The organism is Paracoccus sp. TD-10 (genome assembly GCF_048270675.1).
Taxonomy (GTDB): Bacteria; Pseudomonadota; Alphaproteobacteria; order Rhodobacterales; family Rhodobacteraceae; genus Paracoccus; species Paracoccus pantotrophus.
In genome coordinates this window covers 804,611-828,537 of record NZ_CP182418.1, presented here as the reverse complement: position 1 = coordinate 828,537, position 23,927 = coordinate 804,611, and the positions used below count along the sequence as shown (strand labels likewise).

Annotated in this window: 22 protein-coding genes and 1 pseudogene; 7 read left to right on the top strand and 16 right to left on the bottom strand. The window is 69.4% G+C overall.

Annotation, left to right across the window (positions count from 1 at the left end; genetic code table 11):
- Positions 1 to 11: 11 nt before the first annotated feature.
- From ACNKFW_RS04060 to tuf, 6 genes and pseudogenes are all read right to left on the bottom strand, one after another.
- A pseudogene (locus ACNKFW_RS04060) lies at positions 12 to 1,852 on the bottom strand (ABC transporter ATP-binding protein).
- Positions 1,853 to 1,909: 57 nt separating this feature from the next.
- Positions 1,910 to 2,563: a CatB-related O-acetyltransferase gene (locus ACNKFW_RS04055; protein WP_147427687.1), complete on the bottom strand. Its 654-nt coding sequence runs from the start codon at positions 2,561 to 2,563 to the stop codon at positions 1,910 to 1,912.
- Positions 2,564 to 2,787: 224 nt separating this feature from the next.
- On the bottom strand, positions 2,788 to 3,201 hold the full coding sequence (locus ACNKFW_RS04050; protein ID WP_024845746.1) for a GFA family protein: 414 nt from the start codon (positions 3,199 to 3,201) through the stop codon (positions 2,788 to 2,790).
- On the bottom strand, positions 3,198 to 3,590 hold the full coding sequence (locus ACNKFW_RS04045; protein WP_024845747.1) for a VOC family protein: 393 nt from the start codon (positions 3,588 to 3,590) through the stop codon (positions 3,198 to 3,200). Before ACNKFW_RS04045 ends, ACNKFW_RS04050 begins: the two co-directional genes overlap by 4 nt.
- 51 nt (positions 3,591 to 3,641) lie before the next feature.
- Entirely contained in the window at positions 3,642 to 4,532 is an 891-nt protein-coding gene (gene yghX, locus ACNKFW_RS04040; RefSeq protein ID WP_028710833.1) for a YghX family hydrolase, read from the bottom strand.
- Between the two features lie 251 nt (positions 4,533 to 4,783).
- A complete protein-coding gene (gene tuf, locus ACNKFW_RS04035) occupies positions 4,784 to 5,959 on the bottom strand; it encodes an elongation factor Tu (RefSeq protein ID WP_024843763.1) in 1,176 nt (391 codons plus the stop codon).
- A 210-nt stretch (positions 5,960 to 6,169) separates the two neighbouring features.
- On the opposite strand from tuf, the gene ACNKFW_RS04030 reads away from it, so the two are divergent.
- Complete coding sequence (locus ACNKFW_RS04030) at positions 6,170 to 7,093, top strand: tellurite resistance TerB family protein (protein ID WP_147427686.1); 924 nt, start codon at positions 6,170 to 6,172, stop codon at positions 7,091 to 7,093.
- Here the strand turns inward: ACNKFW_RS04030 and dinB are convergent.
- From dinB to ACNKFW_RS04015, 3 genes are read right to left on the bottom strand one after another with little or no spacing between them, the layout of a single operon-like run.
- Positions 7,084 to 8,178 carry a DNA polymerase IV gene (gene dinB, locus ACNKFW_RS04025; RefSeq protein ID WP_147427685.1) on the bottom strand — a complete coding sequence of 365 codons (1,095 nt, stop codon included), beginning with the start codon at positions 8,176 to 8,178 and terminating at the stop codon, positions 7,084 to 7,086. The two genes, ACNKFW_RS04030 and dinB, sit on opposite strands and share 10 nt — an antisense overlap.
- Positions 8,175 to 8,891 (bottom strand): YgfZ/GcvT domain-containing protein, encoded by a 717-nt coding sequence (locus ACNKFW_RS04020; protein ID WP_024843766.1) that lies wholly within the window; start codon positions 8,889 to 8,891, stop codon positions 8,175 to 8,177. Before ACNKFW_RS04020 ends, dinB begins: the two co-directional genes overlap by 4 nt.
- Positions 8,891 to 10,630 carry an ABC transporter ATP-binding protein gene (locus ACNKFW_RS04015; protein ID WP_147427684.1) on the bottom strand — a complete coding sequence of 580 codons (1,740 nt, stop codon included), beginning with the start codon at positions 10,628 to 10,630 and terminating at the stop codon, positions 8,891 to 8,893. Before ACNKFW_RS04015 ends, ACNKFW_RS04020 begins: the two co-directional genes overlap by 1 nt.
- A 242-nt stretch (positions 10,631 to 10,872) precedes the next feature.
- On the opposite strand from ACNKFW_RS04015, the gene ACNKFW_RS04010 reads away from it, so the two are divergent.
- The 5 genes from ACNKFW_RS04010 to ACNKFW_RS03990 all read left to right on the top strand — a co-directional run bounded on the left by ACNKFW_RS04010 (position 10,873) and on the right by ACNKFW_RS03990 (position 15,859).
- A complete protein-coding gene (locus tag ACNKFW_RS04010) occupies positions 10,873 to 12,045 on the top strand; it encodes a pyridoxal-phosphate-dependent aminotransferase family protein (RefSeq protein WP_147427683.1) in 1,173 nt (390 codons plus the stop codon).
- A gap of 60 nt (positions 12,046 to 12,105) precedes the next feature.
- Positions 12,106 to 13,143 (top strand): siderophore-interacting protein, encoded by a 1,038-nt coding sequence (locus tag ACNKFW_RS04005; protein ID WP_024843769.1) that lies wholly within the window; start codon positions 12,106 to 12,108, stop codon positions 13,141 to 13,143.
- 155 nt (positions 13,144 to 13,298) lie between these two features.
- Positions 13,299 to 14,492 (top strand): tonB-system energizer ExbB, encoded by a 1,194-nt coding sequence (exbB, locus tag ACNKFW_RS04000; protein ID WP_147427682.1) that lies wholly within the window; start codon positions 13,299 to 13,301, stop codon positions 14,490 to 14,492.
- 3 nt (positions 14,493 to 14,495) lie between these two features.
- Positions 14,496 to 15,032 (top strand): TonB system transport protein ExbD, encoded by a 537-nt coding sequence (exbD, locus tag ACNKFW_RS03995; RefSeq protein ID WP_024843771.1) that lies wholly within the window; start codon positions 14,496 to 14,498, stop codon positions 15,030 to 15,032.
- Positions 15,029 to 15,859, top strand: a complete 831-nt coding sequence (locus ACNKFW_RS03990; RefSeq protein ID WP_418024736.1) for an energy transducer TonB family protein — start codon at positions 15,029 to 15,031, stop codon at positions 15,857 to 15,859. Before exbD ends, ACNKFW_RS03990 begins: the two co-directional genes overlap by 4 nt.
- Here ACNKFW_RS03990 and ACNKFW_RS03985 read toward each other — a convergent pair.
- Positions 15,840 to 16,823 (bottom strand): hydrogen peroxide-inducible genes activator, encoded by a 984-nt coding sequence (locus ACNKFW_RS03985; RefSeq protein WP_147427681.1) that lies wholly within the window; start codon positions 16,821 to 16,823, stop codon positions 15,840 to 15,842. The genes ACNKFW_RS03990 and ACNKFW_RS03985 overlap by 20 nt on opposite strands.
- 98 nt (positions 16,824 to 16,921) lie before the next feature.
- Positions 16,922 to 18,199: a hemolysin family protein gene (locus ACNKFW_RS03980; RefSeq protein ID WP_024843774.1), complete on the bottom strand. Its 1,278-nt coding sequence runs from the start codon at positions 18,197 to 18,199 to the stop codon at positions 16,922 to 16,924.
- A 293-nt stretch (positions 18,200 to 18,492) separates the two neighbouring features.
- Here ACNKFW_RS03980 and ACNKFW_RS03975 point away from each other — a divergent pair, with 293 nt between their 5' ends.
- A complete protein-coding gene (locus ACNKFW_RS03975; RefSeq protein WP_024843775.1) occupies positions 18,493 to 19,644 on the top strand; it encodes a DUF3734 domain-containing protein in 1,152 nt (383 codons plus the stop codon).
- A 46-nt stretch (positions 19,645 to 19,690) separates the two neighbouring features.
- Here ACNKFW_RS03975 and ACNKFW_RS03970 read toward each other — a convergent pair whose 3' ends face one another.
- The 5 genes from ACNKFW_RS03970 to ACNKFW_RS03950 all read right to left on the bottom strand — a co-directional run bounded on the left by ACNKFW_RS03970 (position 19,691) and on the right by ACNKFW_RS03950 (position 23,923).
- Positions 19,691 to 20,794: an NADH:flavin oxidoreductase/NADH oxidase gene (locus ACNKFW_RS03970; RefSeq protein ID WP_147427680.1), complete on the bottom strand. Its 1,104-nt coding sequence runs from the start codon at positions 20,792 to 20,794 to the stop codon at positions 19,691 to 19,693.
- Between the two features lie 156 nt (positions 20,795 to 20,950).
- On the bottom strand, positions 20,951 to 21,721 hold the full coding sequence (locus ACNKFW_RS03965) for an amino acid ABC transporter ATP-binding protein (protein ID WP_024843851.1): 771 nt from the start codon (positions 21,719 to 21,721) through the stop codon (positions 20,951 to 20,953).
- 4 nt (positions 21,722 to 21,725) lie between these two features.
- On the bottom strand, positions 21,726 to 22,388 hold the full coding sequence (locus ACNKFW_RS03960) for an amino acid ABC transporter permease (RefSeq protein WP_024843852.1): 663 nt from the start codon (positions 22,386 to 22,388) through the stop codon (positions 21,726 to 21,728).
- Entirely contained in the window at positions 22,388 to 23,035 is a 648-nt protein-coding gene (locus ACNKFW_RS03955; protein ID WP_024843853.1) for an amino acid ABC transporter permease, read from the bottom strand. Before ACNKFW_RS03955 ends, ACNKFW_RS03960 begins: the two co-directional genes overlap by 1 nt.
- A gap of 69 nt (positions 23,036 to 23,104) precedes the next feature.
- Positions 23,105 to 23,923 carry a transporter substrate-binding domain-containing protein gene (locus tag ACNKFW_RS03950; RefSeq protein ID WP_147427679.1) on the bottom strand — a complete coding sequence of 273 codons (819 nt, stop codon included), beginning with the start codon at positions 23,921 to 23,923 and terminating at the stop codon, positions 23,105 to 23,107.
- Between the last annotated feature and the right edge of the window lie 4 nt (positions 23,924 to 23,927).

Below are 23,927 nucleotides of genomic sequence, written 5' to 3'. Positions count from 1 at the left end.
AAGAGGGAAGATCACTCGGCCTCAAGAAACCCGCCGGACTGCCGCGCCCAGAGGCCGGCATAGATGCCGCCGCGCGCCAGCAGCGCCTCATGCGTGCCCTGCTCGACGATGCGGCCCTGCTCCATCACCACCAGCCGGTCCATGCGCGCGATGGTCGACAGCCGATGCGCGATGGCGATCACCGTCTTGCCTTGCATCAGCATGTCGAGCTGCGACTGGATCGCCGCCTCGACCTCGCTGTCCAGGGCGCTGGTCGCCTCGTCCAGCACCAGGATCGGCGCGTCCTTCAGCAGCACCCGCGCGATGGCGATGCGCTGGCGCTGGCCGCCCGACAGCTTGACCCCGCGTTCGCCGACATGGGCGTCAAGCCCGCGCCGGCCCTGCGAATCGGTCAGGCCGGCGATGAAATCCGCCTCGGCCAGTTCGGCGGCGCGCAGGATCTCGGCCTCGGACGCGTCCGGCCGGCCATAAGCGATATTGTCGCGGATCGAGCGGTGCAAGAGCGAGGTGTCCTGCGTCACCACGCCGATGGCGGCGCGCAGGCTTTCCTGCGTGACCTGCGCGATGTCTTGGCCGTCGATCAGGATGCGGCCCGATTCCAGGTCGTGGAAGCGCAGCATCAGGTTCACCAGCGTCGACTTGCCCGCGCCCGAGCGCCCGACCAGCCGATCCGCTCGCCCGGCGCGATGGCCAGGCTCAGGTCGTCCAGCACCGCGCCGCGGCCGGGCCGCGCCGCCTCGCCATAGCGGAAGGTGACGCGGTCGAACTCGACCCGCCCCTCGGGCACCGAAAGCGGGCGCGCACCGCGCGCATCCGTCACCATGCGCGGCAAGGACAGCGAGCCGATGCCGTCGCGCACCGTGCCGATATTCTCGAAGAGCCCGGCGAATTCCCACATGATCCAATGCGACATGTTGCCCAGCCGAAGCGCCAGCGGGATGGCCACGGCGACCGCGCCGACCTCGATCTTGCCGCCGACCCACAGCCACAGGCCCAGCACCGTGACCGAGAAGGTCAGGAGCGAGTTCAGCGTGGACAGCAGGATGTTCTGGATCGAGGCCAGCCGCATCTGCCCATGCACCGTCTGCAGGAAACCGTCCATGCTTTCGCGGACATAGGCTTCCTCGCGCGATGAATGCGAGAACAGCTTGACCGTCGAGATGTTGGTATAGCTGTCCACCACCCGGCCGGTCATCACCGCGCGGGCATCGGCCTGCGCCTCGCTGATGCGGCCGATGCGCGGGATCAGCCACCACAGCAGAAGCCCGTAGAGGATGCCCCAGCCGGCAAAGGGCAATGCCAGCCAGCCGTCGGTCGAGGCGGCCAGGATCAGCGCGCCGATGAAATAGACCCCGACATAGACCAGCACGTCCATGAACTTCATCGCCACTTCGCGCACCGCCAGTGCGGTCTGCATCAGCTTGGTGGCGATGCGGCCGGCGAACTCGTCCTGGAAATAGCTCATCGACTGGCGCAGCAGATAGCGATGCGCCTGCCAGCGGATGCGCTGCGGGAAATTGCCCATCAGCGTCTGGTGCATCAAGAGCGAGAACAGCACCTGCAGCAGCGGCAGGCCGATCACCAGGATCGCGCCCATCAGGATCAGCCGGTTGCCCTCGACCGCCCAGAAATTCTCGCGATCGGCGCCGGCCAGCCGGTTCACCAGCTCGCCCAGATAGCCGAACAGCACCACCTCGGCCACGGCGATCATCGCCGAGCAGGCGGCCATCGACAGCATGTAGCCCTCGGCCCCGCGCGAGAAATGCAGGATGAACCGCCACAGCCCCTGCGGCGGCATGCGCGGCGGATCGGCGGGATAGGGATCAAGCCGGCGCTCGAACCAGCTGAACATGACAGACCTCATTCGCATCAGTCCGGGCGCTTGCCCGGTTCGTTTCGTCGCGCCGCCTCAGGCGGCCAGTTCCTCAAGCGCCGCGACATCGGCACGGGCCAGCGCGGCGGTGGCGCGGGCGATCCGCGCCACGGGCCAGTGCCACCATTGCAACGCCATGAGCCGGGCGATGGTGGCATCGTCGAAGCGCAGCCTTATGACACGACCGGGATTGCCCGCGACCACCGCGTAATCCGGCACCACGCCCCCGACCACCGCGCCGGCGCCGATGATGACGCCGCTGCCGATCCGCGCGCCCGGCAGGATGGTGGCGCCGTCGCCGATCCAGACATCGTGGCCGATCACCGTATCCGGCAAGCCGCTGATCTGGTCGATGTAATCGCCGACCCGCGCATGGTCGAAGATCGCGAAGGGATAGGTCGAGATCCCGGCCATCGGATGATTGGCCGAGGCGGTGACGATCCGCACCCGGTCGGCGATCTGGCAGAACCGCCCGATCACCAGCCGCTCGGGCGCGCCGGCATAGGTATAGGGCGCCAGCCGCGCCGCCCAGTCGTCCGGCGGGTCGAAGCTGCTGGCATAGGTGAAATCGCCGATCTCGATATTCGGATGGTCGATCACCCGGTTCAGATGCACCAGCCCCCGGTTCAGAGTGCCGTCGGGAAAGCGCATGGGATGGGGCAAAGCCGCATCAAGGAAGTGGGCAGTCATGGGAATCCTCTTCAATCCGTCCGTGAAAGGTCAGATTTGCGAGCTGTCCATGACACCGTTCTCCTCTGCTGCGGCAGGCACCATAGCGGGATTTCGCCGCCGAGGCAACCGGGCGGCAGTCGGGCCTGGATACGCTGGCGCCGGGGGGCTCCGCCCCCGCCCCTGCGGGGCTCCCCCGGAGTATTTGGAAAACGGAGAAAGCGCATGCGGCGCGCGGCCTGCGGTCACAGGTGCCGGGTCTCGGGTGCGGGGTTCCACCAGGCGTCATGCGCGCCGTCGGCATAGAAGACCGGGGCGGCGATCAGCTCGGCCTCGGACACATCGTCCAGCGCACTGACGCAGACCTGGACGAAGCGGCCGCCCATCTCTTCCAGGTTGCCCTCAGTCCACAGCCTCGTCCCGCAGCGGGCGCAGAACATATGGTGCATGTCCACACCGTCCTGCTGCCGGCGCGGGGTCTCGGCCAGCATCTCGGCGCCATGGGTGATGCGGAAGCGTTCCGGGTCGGGCAACCGCATCTCCCAATAGCGCATCTTGCGGCAGAAGCTGCAATTGCAGCGCATGGTGCCTTGCGACAGGTCGCCCTCGGCCTCGAAGCGGACGGCGCCGCAGAAACAGGAGCCGTGATAGGCGGTCATGCCGGCTCTCCGTGGTGGACGGCCTCGATATTGTTGCCGTCAGGGTCGAGCACGAAGGCGCCATAATAGCCGGGATGGTATTCCGGCCGCAGCCCCGGCGCACCGTTGTCCTGCCCGCCCGCGGCCAGCGCGGCGGCATGAAAGGCGTCCACCGTCGCCCGGTCGGGCGCGGCAAAGGCGACATGAGTGCCCGGACCGGCAGACCGGCCGCTGCCGATCCAGAAGAACGGCTTGCCCTCGCGGCCATAGCCCAGATGCGCGCCATGGCCGCCGGTCATCTCTTCGGTCACCTCCATCAGCAGCCCGATGCCCAGCGGCACCAGCGCCCGGTCGTAGAAAGCGCGCGAGCGGGCCAGGTCCGAGACGGGAAATCCGATATGGTCGATCATGCGAAATCTCCTTTCCCGGCAAGGATCGCCCCGTCCTGCTGACAATTCGCGTCAGGAGAGCTTTGCGGCGAAGAAATCCAGCGTCCGCTGCCAGGCCAGTTCCGCCGCCGCCTCGTCGTAGCGCGGCGTTGTGTCATTGTGGAAGCCGTGCTGGGTGCCGGGATAGAAAAAGGCCTGGTATTCCTTGCCATGCTCCTTCAGCGCCGCCTCATAGGCCGGCCAGCCCTCGTTCACGCGCTCGTCGTGCTCGGCATAATGCAGCATCAGCGGCGCCTGGATCTGCGCCACTTCCTCGGGACGGGGCTGGCGGCCGTAGAAGGGTACCGAGGCGGCCAGTTCGGGATAGGCCACCGCCAGCGCGTTGCAGACCCCGCCGCCATAGCAGAAGCCGACCGCGCCGACCTTGCCGGTCGAATCGGCATGGTCGCGCAGGAATTCATGGGCGGCAAAGAAATCCTCCATCAGCTTCACCGGGTCGAGGCCGGCCTGCATCTCGCGCCCCTGCTCGTCATTGCCGGGATAGCCGCCAAGCGGGCTCAACCCGTCCGGCCCGAAGGCCAGGTAGCCCGCCTTGCCCAGGCGACGCACGACATCCTCGATATAGGGGTTCAGCCCGCGGTTCTCGTGCACCACCAGCACGGCGGGCAGCTTGCCCTGCGCCCCGGCCGGCCGCGCCATCAGCCCGCTGATGCGGCCATTGCCCGCGGGGCTGTCATAGCTCACGGCCTGGGTCGCGATGGCGGGGTCGTCGGGCGGTACCTGCTGGGCCAGGGCGTAATTTGGCCGCAGCGCCTCGAAGATCGCCGCGGCGCTCATCCCGGCGGTGGCGAATTGCGCCGCCTGCACCATGAACTCCCGCTTGCCGATGCGCCCATGCACATAGCCGTCGAAGATCTCGAGGATGCGGGGATGGAAATCGGAAGCCTTCCTGCGTTCGGTCATCGTCCTCTCCCTTTGCCTGCTGGCGCAAGGATAGCATGAAAAACCCTCTCCGGCCCCTCTCCCGCGCGTCCGCTTTGCCTTGCTTCTTTCTTGCCGAAATATCCCGGGGTCCGGGGCAGCGCCCCGGCTGCCGCGCCGCGGCAAGCAGAAAGGCCGCCCCCTGCGGAGCGGCCCCTCATCGCGATATCCCTCGCGGGATCACCCGATGATCCCGGGCGGGGCAGCGGCGCAGGGCCGCCGCCCCCGCCAGATCACTTCAGGATCTTCGACACCACGCCGGCGCCGACCGTGCGGCCGCCCTCGCGGATGGCGAAGCGCAGCTTCTCCTCCATCGCGATCGGCGCGATCAGCTCCACCGTGAACTTCAGGTTGTCGCCCGGCATCACCATCTCGGTGCCCTCGGGAAGCTTCACCGTCCCGGTCACGTCCGTCGTGCGGAAGTAGAACTGCGGACGGTAGTTCGCGAAGAACGGCGTGTGCCGGCCACCCTCTTCCTTGGTCAGGATATAGGCCTCGGCCTCGAACTCGGTATGCGGCGTCACCGAGCCGGGCTTGGCCAGAACCTGGCCGCGCTCGACGCCGTCGCGCTCGATGCCGCGCAGCAGCGCGCCGATGTTGTCGCCGGCTTCCCCGCGGTCCAGCAGCTTGCGGAACATCTCGACACCGGTGCAGGTCGTCTTCTTCGTCGGGCGGATGCCGACGATCTCGAGCTCGTCGCCCACGTTCACCGCGCCGCGCTCGACACGGCCGGTCACAACCGTGCCGCGGCCCGAGATCGAGAACACGTCCTCGATCGGCATCAGGAACGGCAGGTCAACCGCACGCTCGGGCGTCGGGATGTATTCGTCCACCGCCGCGATCAGCGCGCGGATCGAATCCTCGCCGATCTCCTTGTCGCGGCCTTCCAGCGCCGCCAGCGCCGAACCCTTGATGATCGGGATGTCGTCGCCGGGATAGTCGTAGGAGGACAGCAGCTCGCGCACTTCCATCTCGACCAGTTCCAGCAGTTCCGGATCGTCCACCTGGTCGACCTTGTTCAGGTAGACGACCATGTAGGGGATGCCGACCTGACGGCCCAGCAGGATGTGCTCGCGCGTCTGCGGCATCGGGCCGTCCGCCGCGTTCACCACCAGGATCGCGCCGTCCATCTGCGCGGCGCCCGTGATCATGTTCTTCACGTAGTCCGCGTGGCCGGGGCAGTCCACGTGGGCGTAGTGCCGGTTCTCCGATTCGTATTCCACATGCGCGGTCGAGATCGTGATGCCACGCGCACGCTCCTCGGGAGCGCCGTCGATCTGGTCATAGGCCTTGAATTCACCGAAATACTTGGTGATCGCAGCCGTCAGCGTCGTCTTGCCGTGGTCAACGTGACCGATCGTCCCGATGTTGACGTGCGGTTTCGTCCGTTCAAACTTTGCCTTTGCCATCATGGCCTCCTATCGGGGGGGCCACCCGCGCGACAGCCCCCGTCGTGAAACATCCGCCGCGACTTATAATCGTGCCGGGGAAAAATCAAGGGCGGCTGGGCCTTTGCCGCGGGGCCTGTGGCGGTGGAACCGGAGCCCGGCGAATACGTTGGAATTGTGCAAAGAAGGCTGCCCGGCCCGGCGGCCCCGCAACGCTTTCGGAGGAACGAGATGAGCCTGATGAAATCCCTCGCCCGCGTCGCGGCTGGCGTCATGCTGGCCAAGGGGATCGGAACCATGATGAAGAACGCCCAGAACCGGCCGCCATCGGGTGGCGGGCGCAGTTCGGGCGGGTTGCTCGACGAACTGTTCGGCAACAATACCGGGCAGGCCGGCGACCGCCGCAGCGGCTCGGGCGGGCTGGGCGACATGCTGGGCCAGGTGCTGGGCGGGCGCAGCGGCGGCGCCACCGTCGTGGGCGGCGGCGCGCCCTATGGCGGGCCGAACTCTTCCCGCCACACCGGCGCGGCCCAGGGCGGGCTGGGCGGGTTGCTCGACCAGTTGACCGGCGGGCGCGGCAGCACGGGATCGGGCGTGCTGGGCGGCGCGGCGGCGGGCGGCCTCGGCGGGGTGCTGGGCGATCTGCTGGGCGGTCGCGGCGCGCAGCCGCAGGGCCATGCCCCTCAGGCCGGCGGCCTGGCGCAAAAGGACGCCCAGCCGCAGAACGACGCCAGTTTCGGCGAGCTTTTCAACGAGGCGCTGGCCAGCGGCGACGAGCCCACGACCGCCCCCACCCCGGAACAGAACGCCCTGGCCGGGCTGATGCTGAAGGCAATGATCCAAGCCGCGAAATCCGATGGCGAGATCGACGAGAACGAAAAGGCCAAGCTGATGGCCGAGTTCGGCGAACTGGACGACGAGGAACGCGCCTTCATCCGCGAGCAGATGACCGCCCCGGTCGATGCCGAGGCCCTGGCGCGCGAGGTGCCGCAGGGTTTCGGCCCGCAGGTCTATCTGATGTCGCTGATGGCGATCGAGTTCGACAACCGCAAGGAGGCCGAATACCTGCACAGGCTGGCGCAGGGCCTCGGCCTCGACAAGGAGACGGTGAACGGCATCCACCAGAAGGTCGGGGTCATCAACCTCTACGCCTGATCGAACAGGCCCAGCTGGCGCGGCGGCTCGTCCTGCCGCGCCTCCTCCAGCCCCGACAGCGTGATGCCCAGAAGCCGCACCCCATGCGGATCGGCAAAGACCGGCGCCAGAAGGTCGCGGGCCATCTCCAGCATCTCGTCGCGGCTTTCGACGGCGCGCGGCAGCGAGCGCGCGCGGGTGATCTGGCGGAAATCGCCGTATTTCACCTTCAGCGTCACCGTGCGGCCCCGACGCGCGGCGGATGCGGCATGGCGCCAGACCTTGTCGGCCAGCTCGGCCAGCGCCTCATGCGCGGCGGCCAGATCGCGCAGGTCCTCGAAATAGGTATTCTCGGCGCCGATGCTCTTGCGGATGCGGTTGGGCTTGACCTCGCGCGTGTCGATGCCGCGGGCGATGTGCCAGTAATAGCTGCCCGACTTGCCAAAACGCGCGGTCAGGAACTCCAGGCTCTGCCGGGCCAGGTCGGCGCCGGTCAGGATGCCATGCGCCTGCATCCGCGCCGCCGTGGCCGGGCCGATGCCGTGAAAGCGGCCGATGGGCAGGCCTTGCACGAACGCTGCCCCGGCCTCGGGCGGGATCACGAACAGCCCGTCCGGCTTGCGCTGGTCCGAGGCCAGCTTGGCCAGGAACTTGTTGTAGCTGACCCCGGCCGAGGCGGTCAGCCCGGTCGCCTGCCGGATGCGCGCCCGGATCTCCTGCGCGATGCGGGTGGCGGTGCGGCCGGCCAGGTGATCGGTCAGGTCCAGATAGGCCTCGTCCAGCGACAGCGGCTCGACCAGCGGGGTGTATTCGGCAAAGATCGCGCGGACCTGCTGGCTGACGGCGCGATAGACGTCGAAGCGCGGCTTCACGAAGACCAGTTCGGGGCAGAGCCGCATCGCCCGCATCGAGGGCATGGCCGAGCGCACGCCATAGCGCCGCGCCTCGTAGCTGGCCGCCGCCACCACGCCGCGCTGGATGCCGCCCACCGCGACCGGCCGCCCGCGCAGCTCCGGGTTGTCGCGCTGCTCGACCGAGGCATAGAAGGCGTCCATGTCCACATGCACGATGCGGCGGACGCGCTCCCCGGCCGGCCCGGTCGTCATGGGATGATGCGGGCGTCCCCCGCCGTCAATCCCTCGCCCATGCGGTCGAAGCGCATATGGGCGATGGCGCGCCCGCCGGACTGGGTGAAAAGCGTGCCGGCCTCGCGCCCGTCCGCCATCAGGATCGGCGTGCCGACAGGGGCCGCGCCCTCGATCCCGACCGTCACCAGCCCCTTGCGCAATTCGGTCTTGTGCTTCATCCGCGCCGTGACCTCTTGCCCGACATAGCAGCCCTTGCGGAAATCGACGCCATGCAGGCGCTCGAACCCGGCTTCCAGGATGAAGGTCTCGTTCGGGATCAGCTCGACCAGGGTTTCGGGGATGCAATGTTCGACCCGGATGGCATCCCAGTCGGTGCCGTCATCCCCCTCGGCCCCGTAAAGCCGCCAGCCGAGCGCCTCATGCCGCGGGTCCATGATCGCTCCCTCGGGCGCCAGCCCGGTGCCGCGGGCGACGGCCAGATCCGTCGGCTCGATCGCGACCTTCGAGCGCAGCCGATACATCGACAGCCGCCGCATCAGGTCGTCCGCCATCCGCGCATCGACATCGACCAGCAGCCGCTCCTCCTCCGGTACGACCAGGAAATCGGCCAGGTACTTGCCCTGCGGCGTCAAGAGCGCCGCCCAAGCCGGGACCGGACCGACCTTGTTGGTCACCAGCCCTTGCAGGAAATCGACCCGATCCTCGCCCGAAACCGCCAGAATGCGCCGCATCAATCCTCTCCGAATTGCAACCGGACCAGCGCGGCATAGGCGCCGCCCCGGGCCATAAGCTGGTCATGGCTGCCCTCTTCGACAACCCGGCCGGCCTCGACCACCACGATCTTGTCGGCCTGCCGCACGGTCGAAAGCCGGTGCGCGATGACCAGCGTGGTGCGCCCGGCCGAAAGCTCGTCCAGCGCCTGCTGCACCACCCGCTCGCTTTGCGCGTCCAATGCGCTGGTCGCCTCGTCCAGAAGCAGGATCGGCGCGTTGCGCAGCACGGCGCGGGCGATGGCGACGCGCTGGCGCTGCCCCCCCGACAGGGCCGAGCCGCGCGGGCCGGCCGGCGTGTCCAGCCCCAGGGGCAGCCCATCGGTGAAATCGGCGACATGGGCGGCCACGACGGCGCGGCGCAGCGCCTCGTCATCCTGTGCGCCGCCCAGCAGGATGTTCTCGCGCAGCGTCTCGTCGAACAGCGCCGCATCCTGGCTGACGGTCGAGAACTGGTCGCGCAACACCCCCAGGTCGAATTCGCGCAGGGGCACGCCGCCCAGGGTGATCTGCCCAGATTCTGGATCAACAAGCCGCGTCAACAGGTTGAAGACGGTGGATTTCCCTGCCCCCGAGGGCCCGACCAGCGCGGTGGTCCTGCCCGCCTCGGCGGTGAAGGTCAGCCCGTTCAGCACCGGATGGTTGTCATAGGCCAGCCGCACGTCCCGGAAACGAATGGTGGTATCGGGAGGCGGCTCGCGCCGCAGCCCCGAGGTGATGGCGGGCCGCATGTCCAGCACGGCATAGATCCGCTCCAGGCTCGCCGCGGCGATCTGCCAGGTGCCGGTCAAGGCCCCCAGCCGGCGCAAGGGCTGGAAGGCCAGCGCCATGGCGGTAAAGAAGGACATGAAGTCGCCGACCGTTCGCTCGCCCCGCGTCACCTCGGCCCCGCCAAGCGCCAGCACGCCGATGAAGCCCAGGCCGGTCACGACATCGACCAGCGCCGGCACCGTGGCGCCGATGCCCGACATCTTGACCTCGGCCTGGCGGATGCGGGCGACGATCTGGGCAAAGCGGCCAGCCTGGTAATCCTCCATGCGGTTCAGCTTGACGGCGTTGATGCCGTGCAGCACCTCGTCCAGCCGGGTGGCGCGCTGGCTGGCATTGACGCGGTTCTGCCGCATCTTGCGCCGGATATAGCGCTGCACCAGCAGCGTCGGCAGGATCAGAAGCGGCGCACCGACCAGCGCCGCCATGGTCCACCAGGGATCGACGGCCAGCGCCACCCCGAACAGCGACACCAGCGACACCATGTCCCGTCCCGCCCCCGCGATGAAGGTGGACCACACCCCCTGCACCGCGACGGAATCGCCCTGCACCCGCTCGATCAGCGCGCCGGGCGGGTTCTGTTGGAAAAAGCCGCCGTCCAGCGTCATGATATGGCGCAAGAGATCGGTCTGCATGCTGGTCGAGACCGCCAGCGAGACCGAGGTCATCAGGCTGCGGTTGATGACGAAGGTGGTGGCGCGGATCAGGAACAGCGCGAAGATCGCGCCGCCGACCCACCAGATCGCATCGGTATCGCCGCCAACGAAGACCCGGTCGAACAGCGGCTTCAGCATCCAGCTGAGCATGCCCAGGGTCGAGCCCTCGATGACCAGGAACAGCAGCGCCAGCAGGATGCGGCCCGAATAGGGCCGCAGATAGTCGCGCCACATGCGGGCGAACAGATTGGCCGTCCTGTGAATCCTGTCCGCCATCGCGCCCCCGGAACCTCGGTTCGGCCCAAGGGATAAGGCGCAAGCCGCGCGGGGGCAACCCGCCGCCACGCTCTGCCCGCCACGTCCAGCCGACGGCATGCAGCGGCCCCGCGCTTCTTCGTTCCGCAAATACCCCTGCGACCGCGCAACCGACCCGGGCTTCGCCGCCCGGCCCCGTGCGCCCCGTTGACCTTGCGCGGGGGCCATCCTACCGATGGCGGGTCATCAGAAAGGCATCCTCCATGAGCTTTGCCCACGGCCGCGCCGTCCTTGCCATTCCCGGCCCCTCGCCCGTCCCCGACCGCGTGCTGCGCGCCATGCACCGGGCCTCGCCCGACATCTACGGCCCGGAACTGGCGGCCGAGAACCGCGCCATGATCGCCGGGCTCAAACGGCTGGCCGGCACCGCGGGCCATGTCGCGCCCTATATCGGCAACGGCCATGCCGGATGGGAGGCGGCCAATGTCAACCTGCTCGACCGGGGCGAGCGGGCGCTGGCGCTGGTCTCGGGCCATTTCGGCCGTTCCTGGGCTGCTTCGGCCCGCGCGCTGGGGATCGAGGTCGAGGAACTGGACTTCGGCCTGGCGCCCCCCGACCCGCAGCGCCTGGCCGACCGGCTGGCGCAGGACCGCGAGGGGCGGGTCCGCGCCGTGCTGGTCTGCCAGGTCGATACCGCCAGTTCCGCCCGCGCCGACATCCCCGCCCTGCGCGCGGCCATGGGCGGCCACCCCGCCTTCCTGGCCGTCGATGCCATCGCCTCGCTGGGCTGCGAGCCCTTGCAGATGGACGAATGGGGCGTCGACCTGCTGGTCTCGGCCAGCCAGAAGGGGCTGATGGTGCCGCCGGGGCTGGCCTTCGTCTGGTTCTCGGACCGGGTCAAGGCGCGGGCGCGCAGCAGCCTGGCCACACCCTACTGGGACTGGACCCCGCGCGCCGAGGCGCAGGAACTGTGGCAATTCTGGGGCGGCACGCCACCGGTCCAGCACATCTTCGGCATGAACGAGGCGCTGCTGATGCTGCTGGACGAGGAAACCCTGCCCGCCGCCTGGGCCCGGCACGAGGGGCTGGCGCGGGCCACCTGGACGGCGCTGGATTGCTGGGGCGCCGGTCATCCCGGCATCGGGGCGCTGATCGCCGATCCCGCCGGCCGCGCCCGCTCGGTCACAGCGGCGCGGCTGCCGCAGGCCGGCGCCCTGCGTGACTGGACCGCGACCCGCGCGGGGGTGACGCTGGGGATCGGCCTGGGCGCGCCCGATCCCGACAACGCCCTGCGCATCGCCCATATGGGCCATGCCAATGCCCATCAGTTGCTGGGCGTTCTGGCGGCGGTCGAGGCCGGGATGACGGCCCTGTCCATCCCGCATGGCAAGGGCGCGCTGGAGGCGGCGGCGGCCGAGATCGCGCGACTGGCCTGAGCCCTTGCAGCGTCGCGCCGCAGACCCGACCTTGATCCCTGAAGGCATGAAAGGCGAGCCATGCGCATCACCCCCCTGCCCGAGTTCCAGTCCGAGGCCCTGCTGCCCGGCCAGGATTTCGCGCCGATCGAGCAACTGATCCGCGACGAGGCCCAGGGGCACGGGCTGGAATTGCATAGCGGCCATGGCCGCTCGATCTGGTGCCAGGTCGAGATGGGCGAGTTCGGGGCCAAGCGGCGCGGCGACGGCGTGCTGGTCTTTGCCCGCGCGCATCGCGCCGAATGGCTGGAAGCGATGCAGCAGGCGATCTTCCGGCCGCTCGCGCAGCACCTGCCGACGGCGGCAGCGGCGCTGCGCTGGCCCTCGGCCGAGGATGCCGGCAAGCCGCCCGGCCATTTCAGCCTTGCCCATGTCGCCGAAGTCGCGCCGCTCTGCCGCGATTTCCTGCGCGTGCGGCTGGCCGCGCCCGATCTGCACCGGCTTGCGACAGAGGATTCGCTGCATTTCCGCCTGGTGCTGCCGCAGCCCGGCGACGAGGCACCGGAATGGCCCCGCCTCGGCGCCCATGGTCAGATCCTCTGGCCCAGGGGCGACAAGGCGCTGCACCGCCCGGTCTATACCGTGCGCCGCATCGACGCCGATGCCGGCTGGCTGGACCTGGACATTTTCGACCATCCCGGCGGACGGGCGGCGCATTGGGCGCGCATGGTGCGCGCAGACCGGCAGGTCGGCCTGCTCGGCCCCAGCGGCGGCGGCGTCCCGCAGGCCGCGCAGCTGATGCTTGCCGGGGACGAGACCGCCTGGCCCGCCATCGCCCGCATCCTCGAATCGCGCGCCGGCACCGCGCGGGGCGAGGTCTTCCTGCTCGGCGCGCGGCCCGACTACCCGCTGCCCCGGCCCGCGGGCTTCCGCATGCGCCACCTGCCCGGCGGAACCGCGGCGCTTTGCGCCCTGCTGCGCGCCGCGCCGCCCCGGCCCGACAGCTATCTCTGGGCGGCGGCGGAGAAATCCGGCATTGCCGCGCTTCGCGCCCTGCTGCTGGAAACGCTGGGCCATGACCGGGTGCTGAGCCACCTGGCGGCCTATTGGTCGGCATAAAGGCCGGCAGCCGGTCCGCGGAATAGTTGACAATTTTACCTTGGTGATTGATACGAAGCCCGAACCGCGGCCAGAGGGTCGGCGGCATGCCAGTTCGCATGTGCCGCGCCCAGCAAGATGCGGACGGATCGAATGCCGGAACTATAAGGATCGCCATGACCCAGATGTCGCTGCCGCGCCGCCGCGCGGGGACCGCCGTTGCTTTGACCTGCCTGCTGCTTGCCGCCCCGATCTCGGCGCAGGAAGCCGCCACGGAAGGCCAGACCAGCCCGGCGCCCGAGGTCCAGACCCAGCCGGCCGCCCCTGCCGGCGAACCGGCGGCCCCCGAAGCGGCAGCGCCGGAAGCGGCCGCCCCTGCGACAACGACGCCGACCCCGGCGGCCGAGACGCCCGCTCCGGCCCCCGCGGCGACCGCGCCGGAAGCTCCCGCCCAGGAAACCCCGGCACCGGCTCCCGCCACCGATACGCCCGCGGCGCCCTCCGAGACCGCGCCTGCCGCCATCCAGACCCCGGCGGCACCCGACGCCGCCGCGACGCCGGGGGCCCCTGCCCCGGCCACGCCCGAAGCGGCCGAGCCCGCCGGGTCGAGCATCCTGCCGCAGGCGGTGCAGGACGCGCTGTCGCCGATGCTGAACCCGCCGGAGCGCGACCCGAACCTGCCGCATGACCTGTCGCCGATGGGCATGTTCCTGGCCGCCGACTGGGTGGTGAAGGCGGTGATGATCGGCCTGGCCTTCGCCTCGATCGTGACCTGGACGGTTCTGGTCGCCAAGCTGCTGGAGCTGATGGGCGCCATGGGACGCGCGCAATCGGGCATCCGGCGCGTCGAGACGGCGGCGAACCTGCCCTCGGCGCTGGCAGCGGCCGGCAACCGCAACGACCCGGTATCGCGCATGATCCGTGCCGCGGCCGCCGAATACGACCGTTCGGTCCCGGCGCTGGACCAGGCCGGCGACACCGGCGTCAAGGAGCGCGTCGATTCGCATCTGGACCGGATCGAGGCCATCGCCGGCCGGCGCATGAGCCGGGGCACCGGCGTGCTGGCCACCATCGGCTCGACCGCGCCCTTCGTCGGCCTGTTCGGCACCGTCTGGGGCATCATGAACAGCTTCATCGGCATCTCGCAGGCGCAGACCACCAACCTCGCCGTCGTGGCGCCGGGCATCGCCGAGGCGCTGCTGGCCACCGCCCTCGGCCTGGTCGCCGCCATCCCGGCCGTGGTGATCTACAACGTCTTCGCCCGCGCCATCACCGGCTACCGCCTGCGGCTGGCCAATGCCGCCGCCGGGGTCAAACGCCTTGTCAGCCGCGACCTCGATTTCCGCGGCACCCCGCGCACGGAGGTCTGAACCATGGCCGGCGGCATCCGCGAAACCCAAGGCGACGATCTGGTCGAGAACCACGAGATCAACGTCACCCCCTTCATCGACGTGATGCTGGTGCTGCTGATCATCTTCATGGTGGCGGCGCCGCTGGCGACGGTGGACGTGAACGTGGACCTGCCGGTCTCGAACGCGACCCCGGCGCAGCGCCCCGACCAGCCGGTCTATATCACCGTCAAGCCCGACCTGACGCTTGCCCTGGGCAATGAGGACGTGGCCGCCGGCGGGCTGGCCGCGGCCCTGGCCGCCGCCACCGACAACAACCGCGAAGAACGCATCTTCCTGCGCGCCGACAAGGACGTGTCCTATGGCGACCTGATGGGCGTCATGAACACCCTGCGCGAGACCGGCTATCTGAAGATCGCGCTGGTCGGGCTGGAGACCACCGGCGCGGGCGCGGCGCCCGCCGCCCAGCCCGCCGATGCCGAGCTTGATGCGCCCCCCGCACCCGCCCCGGCCCAGCAGACCGCCTCGACCCCGTCAAGCGGAGGAGCCCGCACGCCATGAGTTGGAAGCCTTCCCCGGCCCTGCGCGACAGCGCGTTATGGGGCACCGCCGCGGCGGTGGCCCTGGCCGCGCATATGGGCGGTGCGCTGTGGATCCTGCAACGCGCCGAAGCCGCAGCACCCCCCGGCCTGCCCGACCCGGTCTATGTCGAACTGGCGCCAATGCCCGAGGCCGCAGCCCCGCCGGACGAAGCCGAGGCCCCCGAAATGGCCGAGGCCGAGCCTGAACCGGAACCCGAGCCCGAGCCCGAACCGGAACTCGCCATGCCGCCGCTTCAGGAGCTCGAGCCGCTGGCGGACATGAACTCGCTGTTCCCGCCGCCGCCCGATGCGGTGGTGCTGCAGAAATCCGAACGCCCGCCCGAGCGCCCCGAGCCCGAACCGGAGCCCGAGCGGAAGGTGGTCGAAAAGCAGCCCGAGCCCAAGAAGCGCGAGAAAAAGGAAAAGGCCCCGGAAGAGCAGCCGGCCCGCCAAGCCACCACGCGCGTCCGGGCGCCGCAATCCGACCGAACCGCCGCGCCCCAGGCCCAGGCCGGCACGCCCAGCCCGCGGCAGGTGGCCAGCTGGCAGACCAAGGTGCAGGCCGCGGTGGCGCGGCACATGCAGCGCACCCGCTTCAGCGGGCGCGGCGGCACCATGACCGTGACCCTGCGCTTCAGCGTCGATCCCAGCGGCCGGGTGGCCGGGGCATCGCTGGCAAGCTCGACCGGGGATGCCGGCATCGATTCCGCGCTGAACCGCCAGGCCTCGCGCATGCCGCGCCTGCCCGCGCCGCCCACGGGCAGGACCACCGCCCTGGTGCTGCCGGTCAAGATCGTCCTGCGCTGATCCTTTTGCGGACCGGCGTATCCGGCAAGGGATCGGGTGCGGGACGGGGGATCGGCTCGACCCCCAGCACCGGGGCCAGTTCGCGCACCGCCTGGGCCAGGGCGCGCGCATCCGCGCCGGCCTCGGCATTGCGGCGCCAGACCACCGCCAGATCGCGCGAGGGCGCCGGCTCGGTGAAGGGCACGATGCGCAGCCGGCCGTCGCGGTTCTCGTCCGCCAGAGCCAGCCGCGGGATCAGCGTCATGCCCATGCCGCTTGCCACCATCCCCATCAGCGTCGCCATCGAGGCCGCTTCGAGGTTCAGCTTGCGGCGCGGGCTGCGCAGCCCGCAGACCTCCAGCGCCTGATCGCGCAGGCAATGGCCATCGGCCAGCAGCAGCAGGCGGTCGGCCTCAATGCTTTCGGGCCGAGCCGGGCCGGAAAGCAGCGTGGTGTCGCGGCCCGACAGCGCGACCAGAAAGGCGTCGCGCAGGACCGGCTCGGCCTCGATCCCCGGCTCGTTGACCGGCAGGGCCATGATCCCGGCATCGAAACGGTGGCCCAACACGCCCGAGACCACCTCGTCGGTCGCGATCTCGTGCAGTTCCAGGTCCAGCATCGGGTGGCCGGCGCGCAGGGCCGGCACCAGATGCGGGATCAGATAGGGTGCCACCGTGGGAATGATCGCCAGCCGCAGCCGCCCCGACAAGGGCAGCCGCCCGGCCCGCGCCAGCGCCTCCAGCCGCTTGGCGGTGTCGATCAGCTCCTGCGCCACCGGCAACAGCCGCTCACCCAGCGCGGTCAGCCGCACCGGCCCGGCCCCGGCGCCGCGTTCGAACAGCGCCCCGCCCAGCCGCGCCTCGAGCTGGGCGATCTGGCTGGACAGGCCCGGCTGCGAGACATGCACCGTCTCGGCCGCGCGGCCAAAATGGCCCAGCCGGGCCACGGCAAGGAAATAGGTGATCTGGCGCAGGGTGAAATTCATAACCAAGAGTTATCAAACCCGCGGGAAATCACAAGCGTTCTTTCCCGCCCGCCGGCAGGGCCCCATGATGGACCAGGCCGGCGGATCAGAGTGGCGGATCAGAGCGGCAACCGCTGGACCAGCAGCTTGTCGATGCGGCGATGGTCCATGTCCACCACCTCGATGCGCCAGCCCTGCCAGTCCACGCGATCCCCCGCCTGCGGCAGCCGGCCGGCCAAGTCCAGCACCAGCCCGGCGACGGTGGAAAAGTCGCGATCCTCGTCCAGCGGCACCGACAGCCGGTCGGCAAATTCGTCGACCGGCATCCAGCCGGCCACCAGCAGGCTGCCGTCGTCGCGCTCGACCAGCTTCGGCTCGTCGTCGTCGAGCCCGGCGAATTCGCCGGTGATCGCCTCCAGCACGTCCATCGGCGTCACCACGCCCTCGAAATGGCCGTATTCGTCATAAACCAGCAGCATCTGCCCCGGCGCGGCGCGCAGCCGCGCGATGACCTCGGGCGCATCCATGGTCTCGGGGATGATCGGCGCAGGCTGCATCACCTGGCGCAGGTCCACCGCCTCGGCGCGGCTTTGCGACATCAGGTCCACGCTGGCAATGACGCCGATCAGGTTGTTCGGGTCGCCGTCGCTGACCGGCAGGCGGGTGCGGCGGCCGTCGCGGAACTTGCGCGCCATCTCCTCCCAGCTGTCGCCGACATCGACGGCCTCGATCTCGCGCCGCGGCGTCATCAGCCCGCGCGCGCTGCGGTCGGCGATGCGCATGACCCCGGCGATCATCTCGGTCTCGGCGCGGTGCATGACGCCCGCCGTCTCGGCCTCCGAAATCACCAGCTTGATCTCCTCGTCGCTGATGGTCTGCCGGTCCTCGCCCGACTGGCCCAGGGCCGCCAGGACCAGCTTGCCCGAACGGTCCAGAAGCCAGACCAGCGGCGCCGCCCCGCGCGAGATGGCCAGCATCAGCGGCGCCACCCGCACGGCGACCCGCTCGGGCGCCTTCAGCGCCAGTTGCTTGGGCACCAGCTCGCCCACGATCAGCGACAGATAGGTGATGGCCACCACCACGCCGCCCATGCCCAAGGGCTGCGCCAGCGAGGCCGGCACCCCCCAGCCCGGCAGCGCCGCCGCCAGCCGCGCGCCCAGCGTCGCGCCGGAGAATGCGCCCGACAGGATGCCGACCAGGGTGATGCCGATCTGGACCGAGGACAGGAACCGCCCCGGCTCCTCGCCCAGCGCCAGCGCGGTGGCGGCGCCGCGGTCGCCGCGTTCGGCCAGCACCTTCAGCCGCGCCGGCCGGGCCGAGACGATCGCCAGTTCCGACATGGCCAGAAGCCCGTTGAGCAGGGTCAGGACAAGGACGACAAGGACTTCGATCCACATCAAAGGGGCTCGCTCGGGTCAGGGAGATGCCGGAAGGCGGCTTGGCATGGCAGGCCGCGCCTGTCGGAAGGGTCGTCGATCATGCGCTTGTCGGCGGCTGGCTCCGGCTGTGTCATGCCCCAATATATCGGCTGGCGCGGCCGTGACAATCTCCCAGGCGGAAATTGCGCGGGACGCAACGTCACCTTGCCGCTTTTTACCGTTTTTTTCTTTCGTTCTTCTGCACATTATGGAAATTTTCCATCCCCGGGACATGGCGCGACGGGACCGGACCACAGCATTCGAGGCCACAGATGAAGGACAGAACCGGGGAAATAACCGAGAAGGTCGTCTTCGTCCTTCAGGGCGGCGGCGCGCTGGGGGCGTTCCAGGCCGGCGCATATGAGGCACTGCATCGCGCCGGGCAGGAGCCGGAATGGCTGGCCGGCATCTCGATCGGCTCGATCAATGCCGCGCTCATCGCCGGCAACCGTCCCGCCCGGCGGCTGGAGGCGCTGCGCCGCTTCTGGGAAGAGGTGACCGGCGCGCCCTGGCTTTTGGGCTCGTGCTTCGAGGGCGGGCCGCTGCACGAACAGATGCGCGCGGTCTGCAACGAAAGCCGCGCCACCATGTCCACCATGCTCGGCGCGCCCGGCTTCTTCCGCCCGCGCGTCCCGGACCTGTTTTCCTTCCTGCCCGGCCTGATGCGGCAGACCAGCTGGTACGACACCTCGCCCCTGCGCGACACGCTGCTGACGCTGATCGACTTCGACTATCTCAATGCCGAAGGCCCGCGCCTGTCCATCGGCGCCGTCGATGTCGAGACCGGCAACTTCACCTGTTTCGACAGCCGCGAGACGCGGATCACCGTCGATCACGTCATGGCCTCGGGCGCGCTGCCGCCGGGCTTTCCCGCGGTCGAGATCGCGGGGCGGCACTATTGGGACGGCGGGCTGGTCTCGAACTCGCCGCTGCAATTCGTGCTGGCGGTGCCCAGCCCGCGGCCGCTCTGCATCTATCAGGTGGACCTCTACCCGTCGCGCGACATCCTGCCCCGCACCATGGCCCAGGTCGAGCAGCGCGAGCGCGAGATCCGCTTTTCCAGCCGCACCCGGCTGAACACCGACGAATTCCGCATCCGCCATGCGCTGGCCAGCGCGGCGCGGCGGCTGCATGCGCGCCTGCCGGCCGAGTGGCGCGACGACCCGGATCTGGCGATGCTGATCGAATCCGGCCCGGCCCATCCGGTCAGCCTGATGCACCTGATCTATCGCCATGCCGATTACGAAAGCGCATCCAAGGATTACGAGTTCTCGCGCCTGTCGATGCTGGACCATTGGCGCGACGGGCTGCGCGATGCGGAACGCTCGCTCGCCGATCCGCGCTGGACCGGGCGGCAGGTGCCCGAGGACGGGCTGATGATCTTCGACCGCAACGACCCGCACCGGCAGGACACCGCGGTCTGAGCCCGAGGCGGCACCGGCGGGAAAGCCGGCGCCCGTGCGGCGGCGGTCACTTGCGAAACAGATCCCGCAGCCCCGAGGGCTGGCAGCGCCAGAACTGCGGCGGCGCCGAGACGCTGGCGCCCAGCTTCGCCGCCGCGTGCCAGGGCCAGCGCGGATCGTAAAGCACCGTCCGGGCCAGTGCGATCATGTCGGCATCGCCGGTGGCGACGATGGCCTCGGCCTGCTCGGGCTCGGTGATCAGGCCCACGGCGATGACCGGGATGTCCACGGCCTGCCTGACCGCCCGCGCCAGCGGCACCTGGTAGCCGGGACCGACCGGGATCTGCTGGCGCCGGTCCAGCCCGCCGCTGCTGACATGGATGGCGGCGCAGCCCCGCGCCTCCAGCGCCTGCGAAAAGGCGATGCTGCCGGCAATGTCCCAGCCGCCCTCGACCCAGTCGGTGCCCGAGATGCGCACCGTGACCGGATGGCCCGCCGGCACCGCGTCCCGCACCGCCTCGAAAACCTCCAGCGGAAAGCGCATGCGGTTTTCCAGGCTGCCGCCATAGTCGTCCTCGCGCCGGTTCGACAGCGGCGACAGGAACTGGTGCAGCAGATAGCCATGCGCGGCATGGATCTGGATCGCGTCGATCCCCAGCCGCACCGAGCGCCGCGCCGCCTCGGCAAAGGCGTCGCGCACCCGCGCCAGTCCCCCGCGGTCCAGCACGATCGGCGGGTTCTCGCCCTCGGCAAAGGGCAGGTCCGAGGCCGAGACGGTCTGCCAGCCATGCGCCGCATCCGGCGCGATCTGCGCCCCGCCCTCCCAGGGCTTCGCGGTCGAGGCCTTGCGCCCGGCATGGGCCAGCTGGATGGCGATGGGCATGTCCGACCAGGCGCGCACGCCCTTCAGCACCCGGTCCATGGCTGCCTCGGTCGCATCGTCCCACAGGCCGACATCGGCATAAGAGATGCGGCCCTCGGGCAGGACGGCGGTGGCCTCGATGGTCAGGATCGCCGCGCCGGAATGCGACAGCGCGCCCAGATGCATCAGGTGCCAGTCGGTCATCCGCCCGTCCTCGGCCGAATACATGCACATCGGCGCGATCACGATCCGGTTCGCGAGGGTCCGGCCGCCGATGGCGATCGGCTGGAAAAGCTTGGGTTGGGGCATGGGGACATCCTTGCTGCTACCCGTCTCAGATATACCGCAACCGTCCGGCCGCAAGCCCCGGCCCGCGCGCTTCTTCCTTGTAGAAATATCCTGGGGGAACGCCGGACCGGCCCCGTCGAGGGGCCGGTCCGGCGTGGGGGCAAAGCCCCCTCCCGCTCAGAAGCTGTTGCGCTCGTGATAGGTGCGCAGGAAGCCCTGGATGCGCGGATCCTCGGGGTGGTGCAGGATGCGGCCGGGACTGTCGACGCCCACCAGCTCGCCCTTTTCCATGAAGGCAACCTGGTCGGCGACATGGGCGGCAAAGCCCATCTCATGCGTGACCACCACCATGGTCATGCCCTCCTGGGCCAGCGTCTTCATCACGTTCAGCACCTCGCCCACCAGCTCGGGGTCGAGCGCCGAGGTCGGCTCGTCGAACAGCATCAGCCTGGGCTCCATGGCGATGGCGCGGGCGATGGCGACGCGCTGCTGCTGGCCGCCCGACAGGCGCGCGGGGTGATTGCCCATCTTGTCGGCCAGCCCGACCTTGGCCAGCGCCTCGGCGGCGCGGGTCTCGGCCTCGGCTTTCGACAGGCCGCGCACCCGGATCAGCCCCTCGGCCACGTTCTCCTTGGCGGTCATGTGCGGCCACAGGTTGAACTGCTGGAACACCATGCCGATGGAGCGGCGCATCTCGCGCAGCTTGCGTCCCGACATCTTCCGCCCCGGCGCCTCGTAGCCGATCAGCTGGCCGTCGATGCGGATCTCGCCCGAGTCGTATTCCTCGAGGAAGTTGATGCAGCGCAAGAGCGTGGACTTGCCCGAGCCCGAGGGCCCGATCAGGCAGGTCACCTTGCCCGGCGGGATGGACAGGTCCACGTCCTTCAGCGCGTGGAAGGGGCCGTAATACTTGTTGACCTTGCGGATCTCGACGGCGGATGCCTGCATCGGCTCAGGTCCTTTCGATCAGGTGTTTGGTGATGCGCGCCTCGAACCGGCGGCCGACGCGCGAGATGGTCTCGACCAGCGCCCAGAAGAACAGCGCCAGCACCAGGTTCGCCTCGAGATAGCGGAAGGTCTCGGTGGACATGCGGCTGACCTGGTACATCAGCTCGGGCACGGTGATGATCGACAGGATCACCGTCTCCTTGGTCAGGATGATCGAGAAATTGACCAGCGCCGGCAGCGACGAGACCAGCCCCAGCGGCAGCAGGATGCGGCGCACGATGATGGGCTCGGCCATGCCGATGGCGCGGGCGGCCTCGATCTGGCCATGCGGCACGGCGCGGAAGCCCGAGCGGAAGATCTCGGCGAAATAGGGGCTACCATAGATGGTCAGGCCCAGCAGTCCCGCCGGCAGCGCGTCCAGCCGCAGCCCGACCAGCGGGCCGCCGTAATACAGCACGAAAAGCTGCACCAGGAAGGGCGTGCCGCGGATCACCTCGATATAGGCCTGGATGATCCAGCCCAGCCAGCGCGGCCCATAGCGTTGCATGAGCGCGATCACCAGCCCCAGCGCCATGCCGAAGATCGTGCCCAGGATCCAGCACAGCACGGTGACGCCAAAGCCCCTCAGCAGGGCGGGGCCGTATTGTTCAAGGATGCTCCATTCCATCAGACGGCCGTCCTGTGTTCAAGGTAACGCCCCAGCGCCGCAAGGCACAGGTTGATCGCCAGGTAGATGCAGGCGGCGGCGATATAGACCTCCAGCGGGCGGAAGGTGGTAGCGGCCTGCGCCTGGCTGGCACGGGTCAGTTCCAGGATACCGACGACCGAGACCAGCGAACTGGCCTTGACCAGCAGGATCAGCTCGTTGACCAGCGCCGGCAGCGACATGGTGAAGGCCTGCGGCAGGATCACCCTGGTCCAGACGTCGCGCGGGGTCATGCCGATGGCAACGGCGGCCTCGGTCTGGCCGCGGGGCAGCGCCGCGATGGCGCCGCGCCAGATCTCCGAGATATAGGCGCTGGCGCAGATGCCGACGGTGACGACCGCCGCGAAGATGGCCGGCACGTCGATGCCGATCACCGGCAGCGTGTAGTAGAACACCAGCAGCTGCACCAAGAGCGGCACCCCCCGCAGGAAGCTGACCCAGATTGCCGCAAATCCGCGCAGGGCCCGATAGGGCGACAGCCGTGCCGCGCAGATCAGCGTGCCGATCACCAGCCCCAGCGCGATGCCGAGGCCCGAGATCAGCAGCGTATAGCGTGCCGCCCAGAACAGCGGCTCGAAGCTTTGAAGAAAGACCGGGATCGAAAACATGCGCGCCTCGGCTTGGCCCTTGGGGACGGGGCGGGGAACGGGCGGGACCAGGCCCCGCCCGCCAGCGACTCAGTTGGTCGGAACCTCGCGGGGCAGTTCGGTATAGCTGCCCAGCCATTTCTCCTGGATCGCCTTGACCCGGCCGTCATCGGTCATCTTCAGCAGCGCGTCGTTGATGGCTTGGGCAAAGCTTTCGCTGGCCTCCTCCTTGCGCAGCACCCAGGCGAAATAGGTCGGCTGGCCGAACTGGGCCGGCTCGAACAGCGCGAAGGTCTCTGGGCGGTTCTTCACCAGATAGGTCAGGTTCGGCAGCGAGCCCGCCACCGCGTCCAGACGGCCCGCGGCCAGGTCGGCATAGGCTTCGTCCGTGGTGCCGTATTCCTTGACGTTCACGCCGCCCAGGCTTTCGCCATAGGCTTGCAGCTGACGGAACTGCGCGGTGCCCTGCTGGACGCCGACGGTCTTGCCCTTGATGTCCTCGGGCTTGCTCAGCTCGGTGTTCGAGGCCGCGCGGACCAGCGAGACGGTGGCATCGGCGATCGGCAGGGTGAAGGTGTAACGCTCCAGCCGCTCGGGGGTGATGGTGACGGGCGCGATGACGATGTCGAACTTGCCGACTTCGAGGCCCGGCAGTTCGGCGGTCCAGGGAATGTCCTGATAGACCGGCGCGACGCCGATTTCCTTCGACACCTCGTCGAACAGATCCTTGGTCATGCCCTCGTACTGGCCGTTGTTCAGCATGTCGAAGGGGGCATAGTGCATGTCGGTGGCGGTGACGATCTTGCCGGCGGCCTTGATGTCTGCAAGCTGGTCGGCCTGCGCGGCGGTGCCGATCGCAAGCGCGGAAAGCCCGAACAGGGCGGCCTTGAGGCTGGTCTGGAAGGTCATGTCT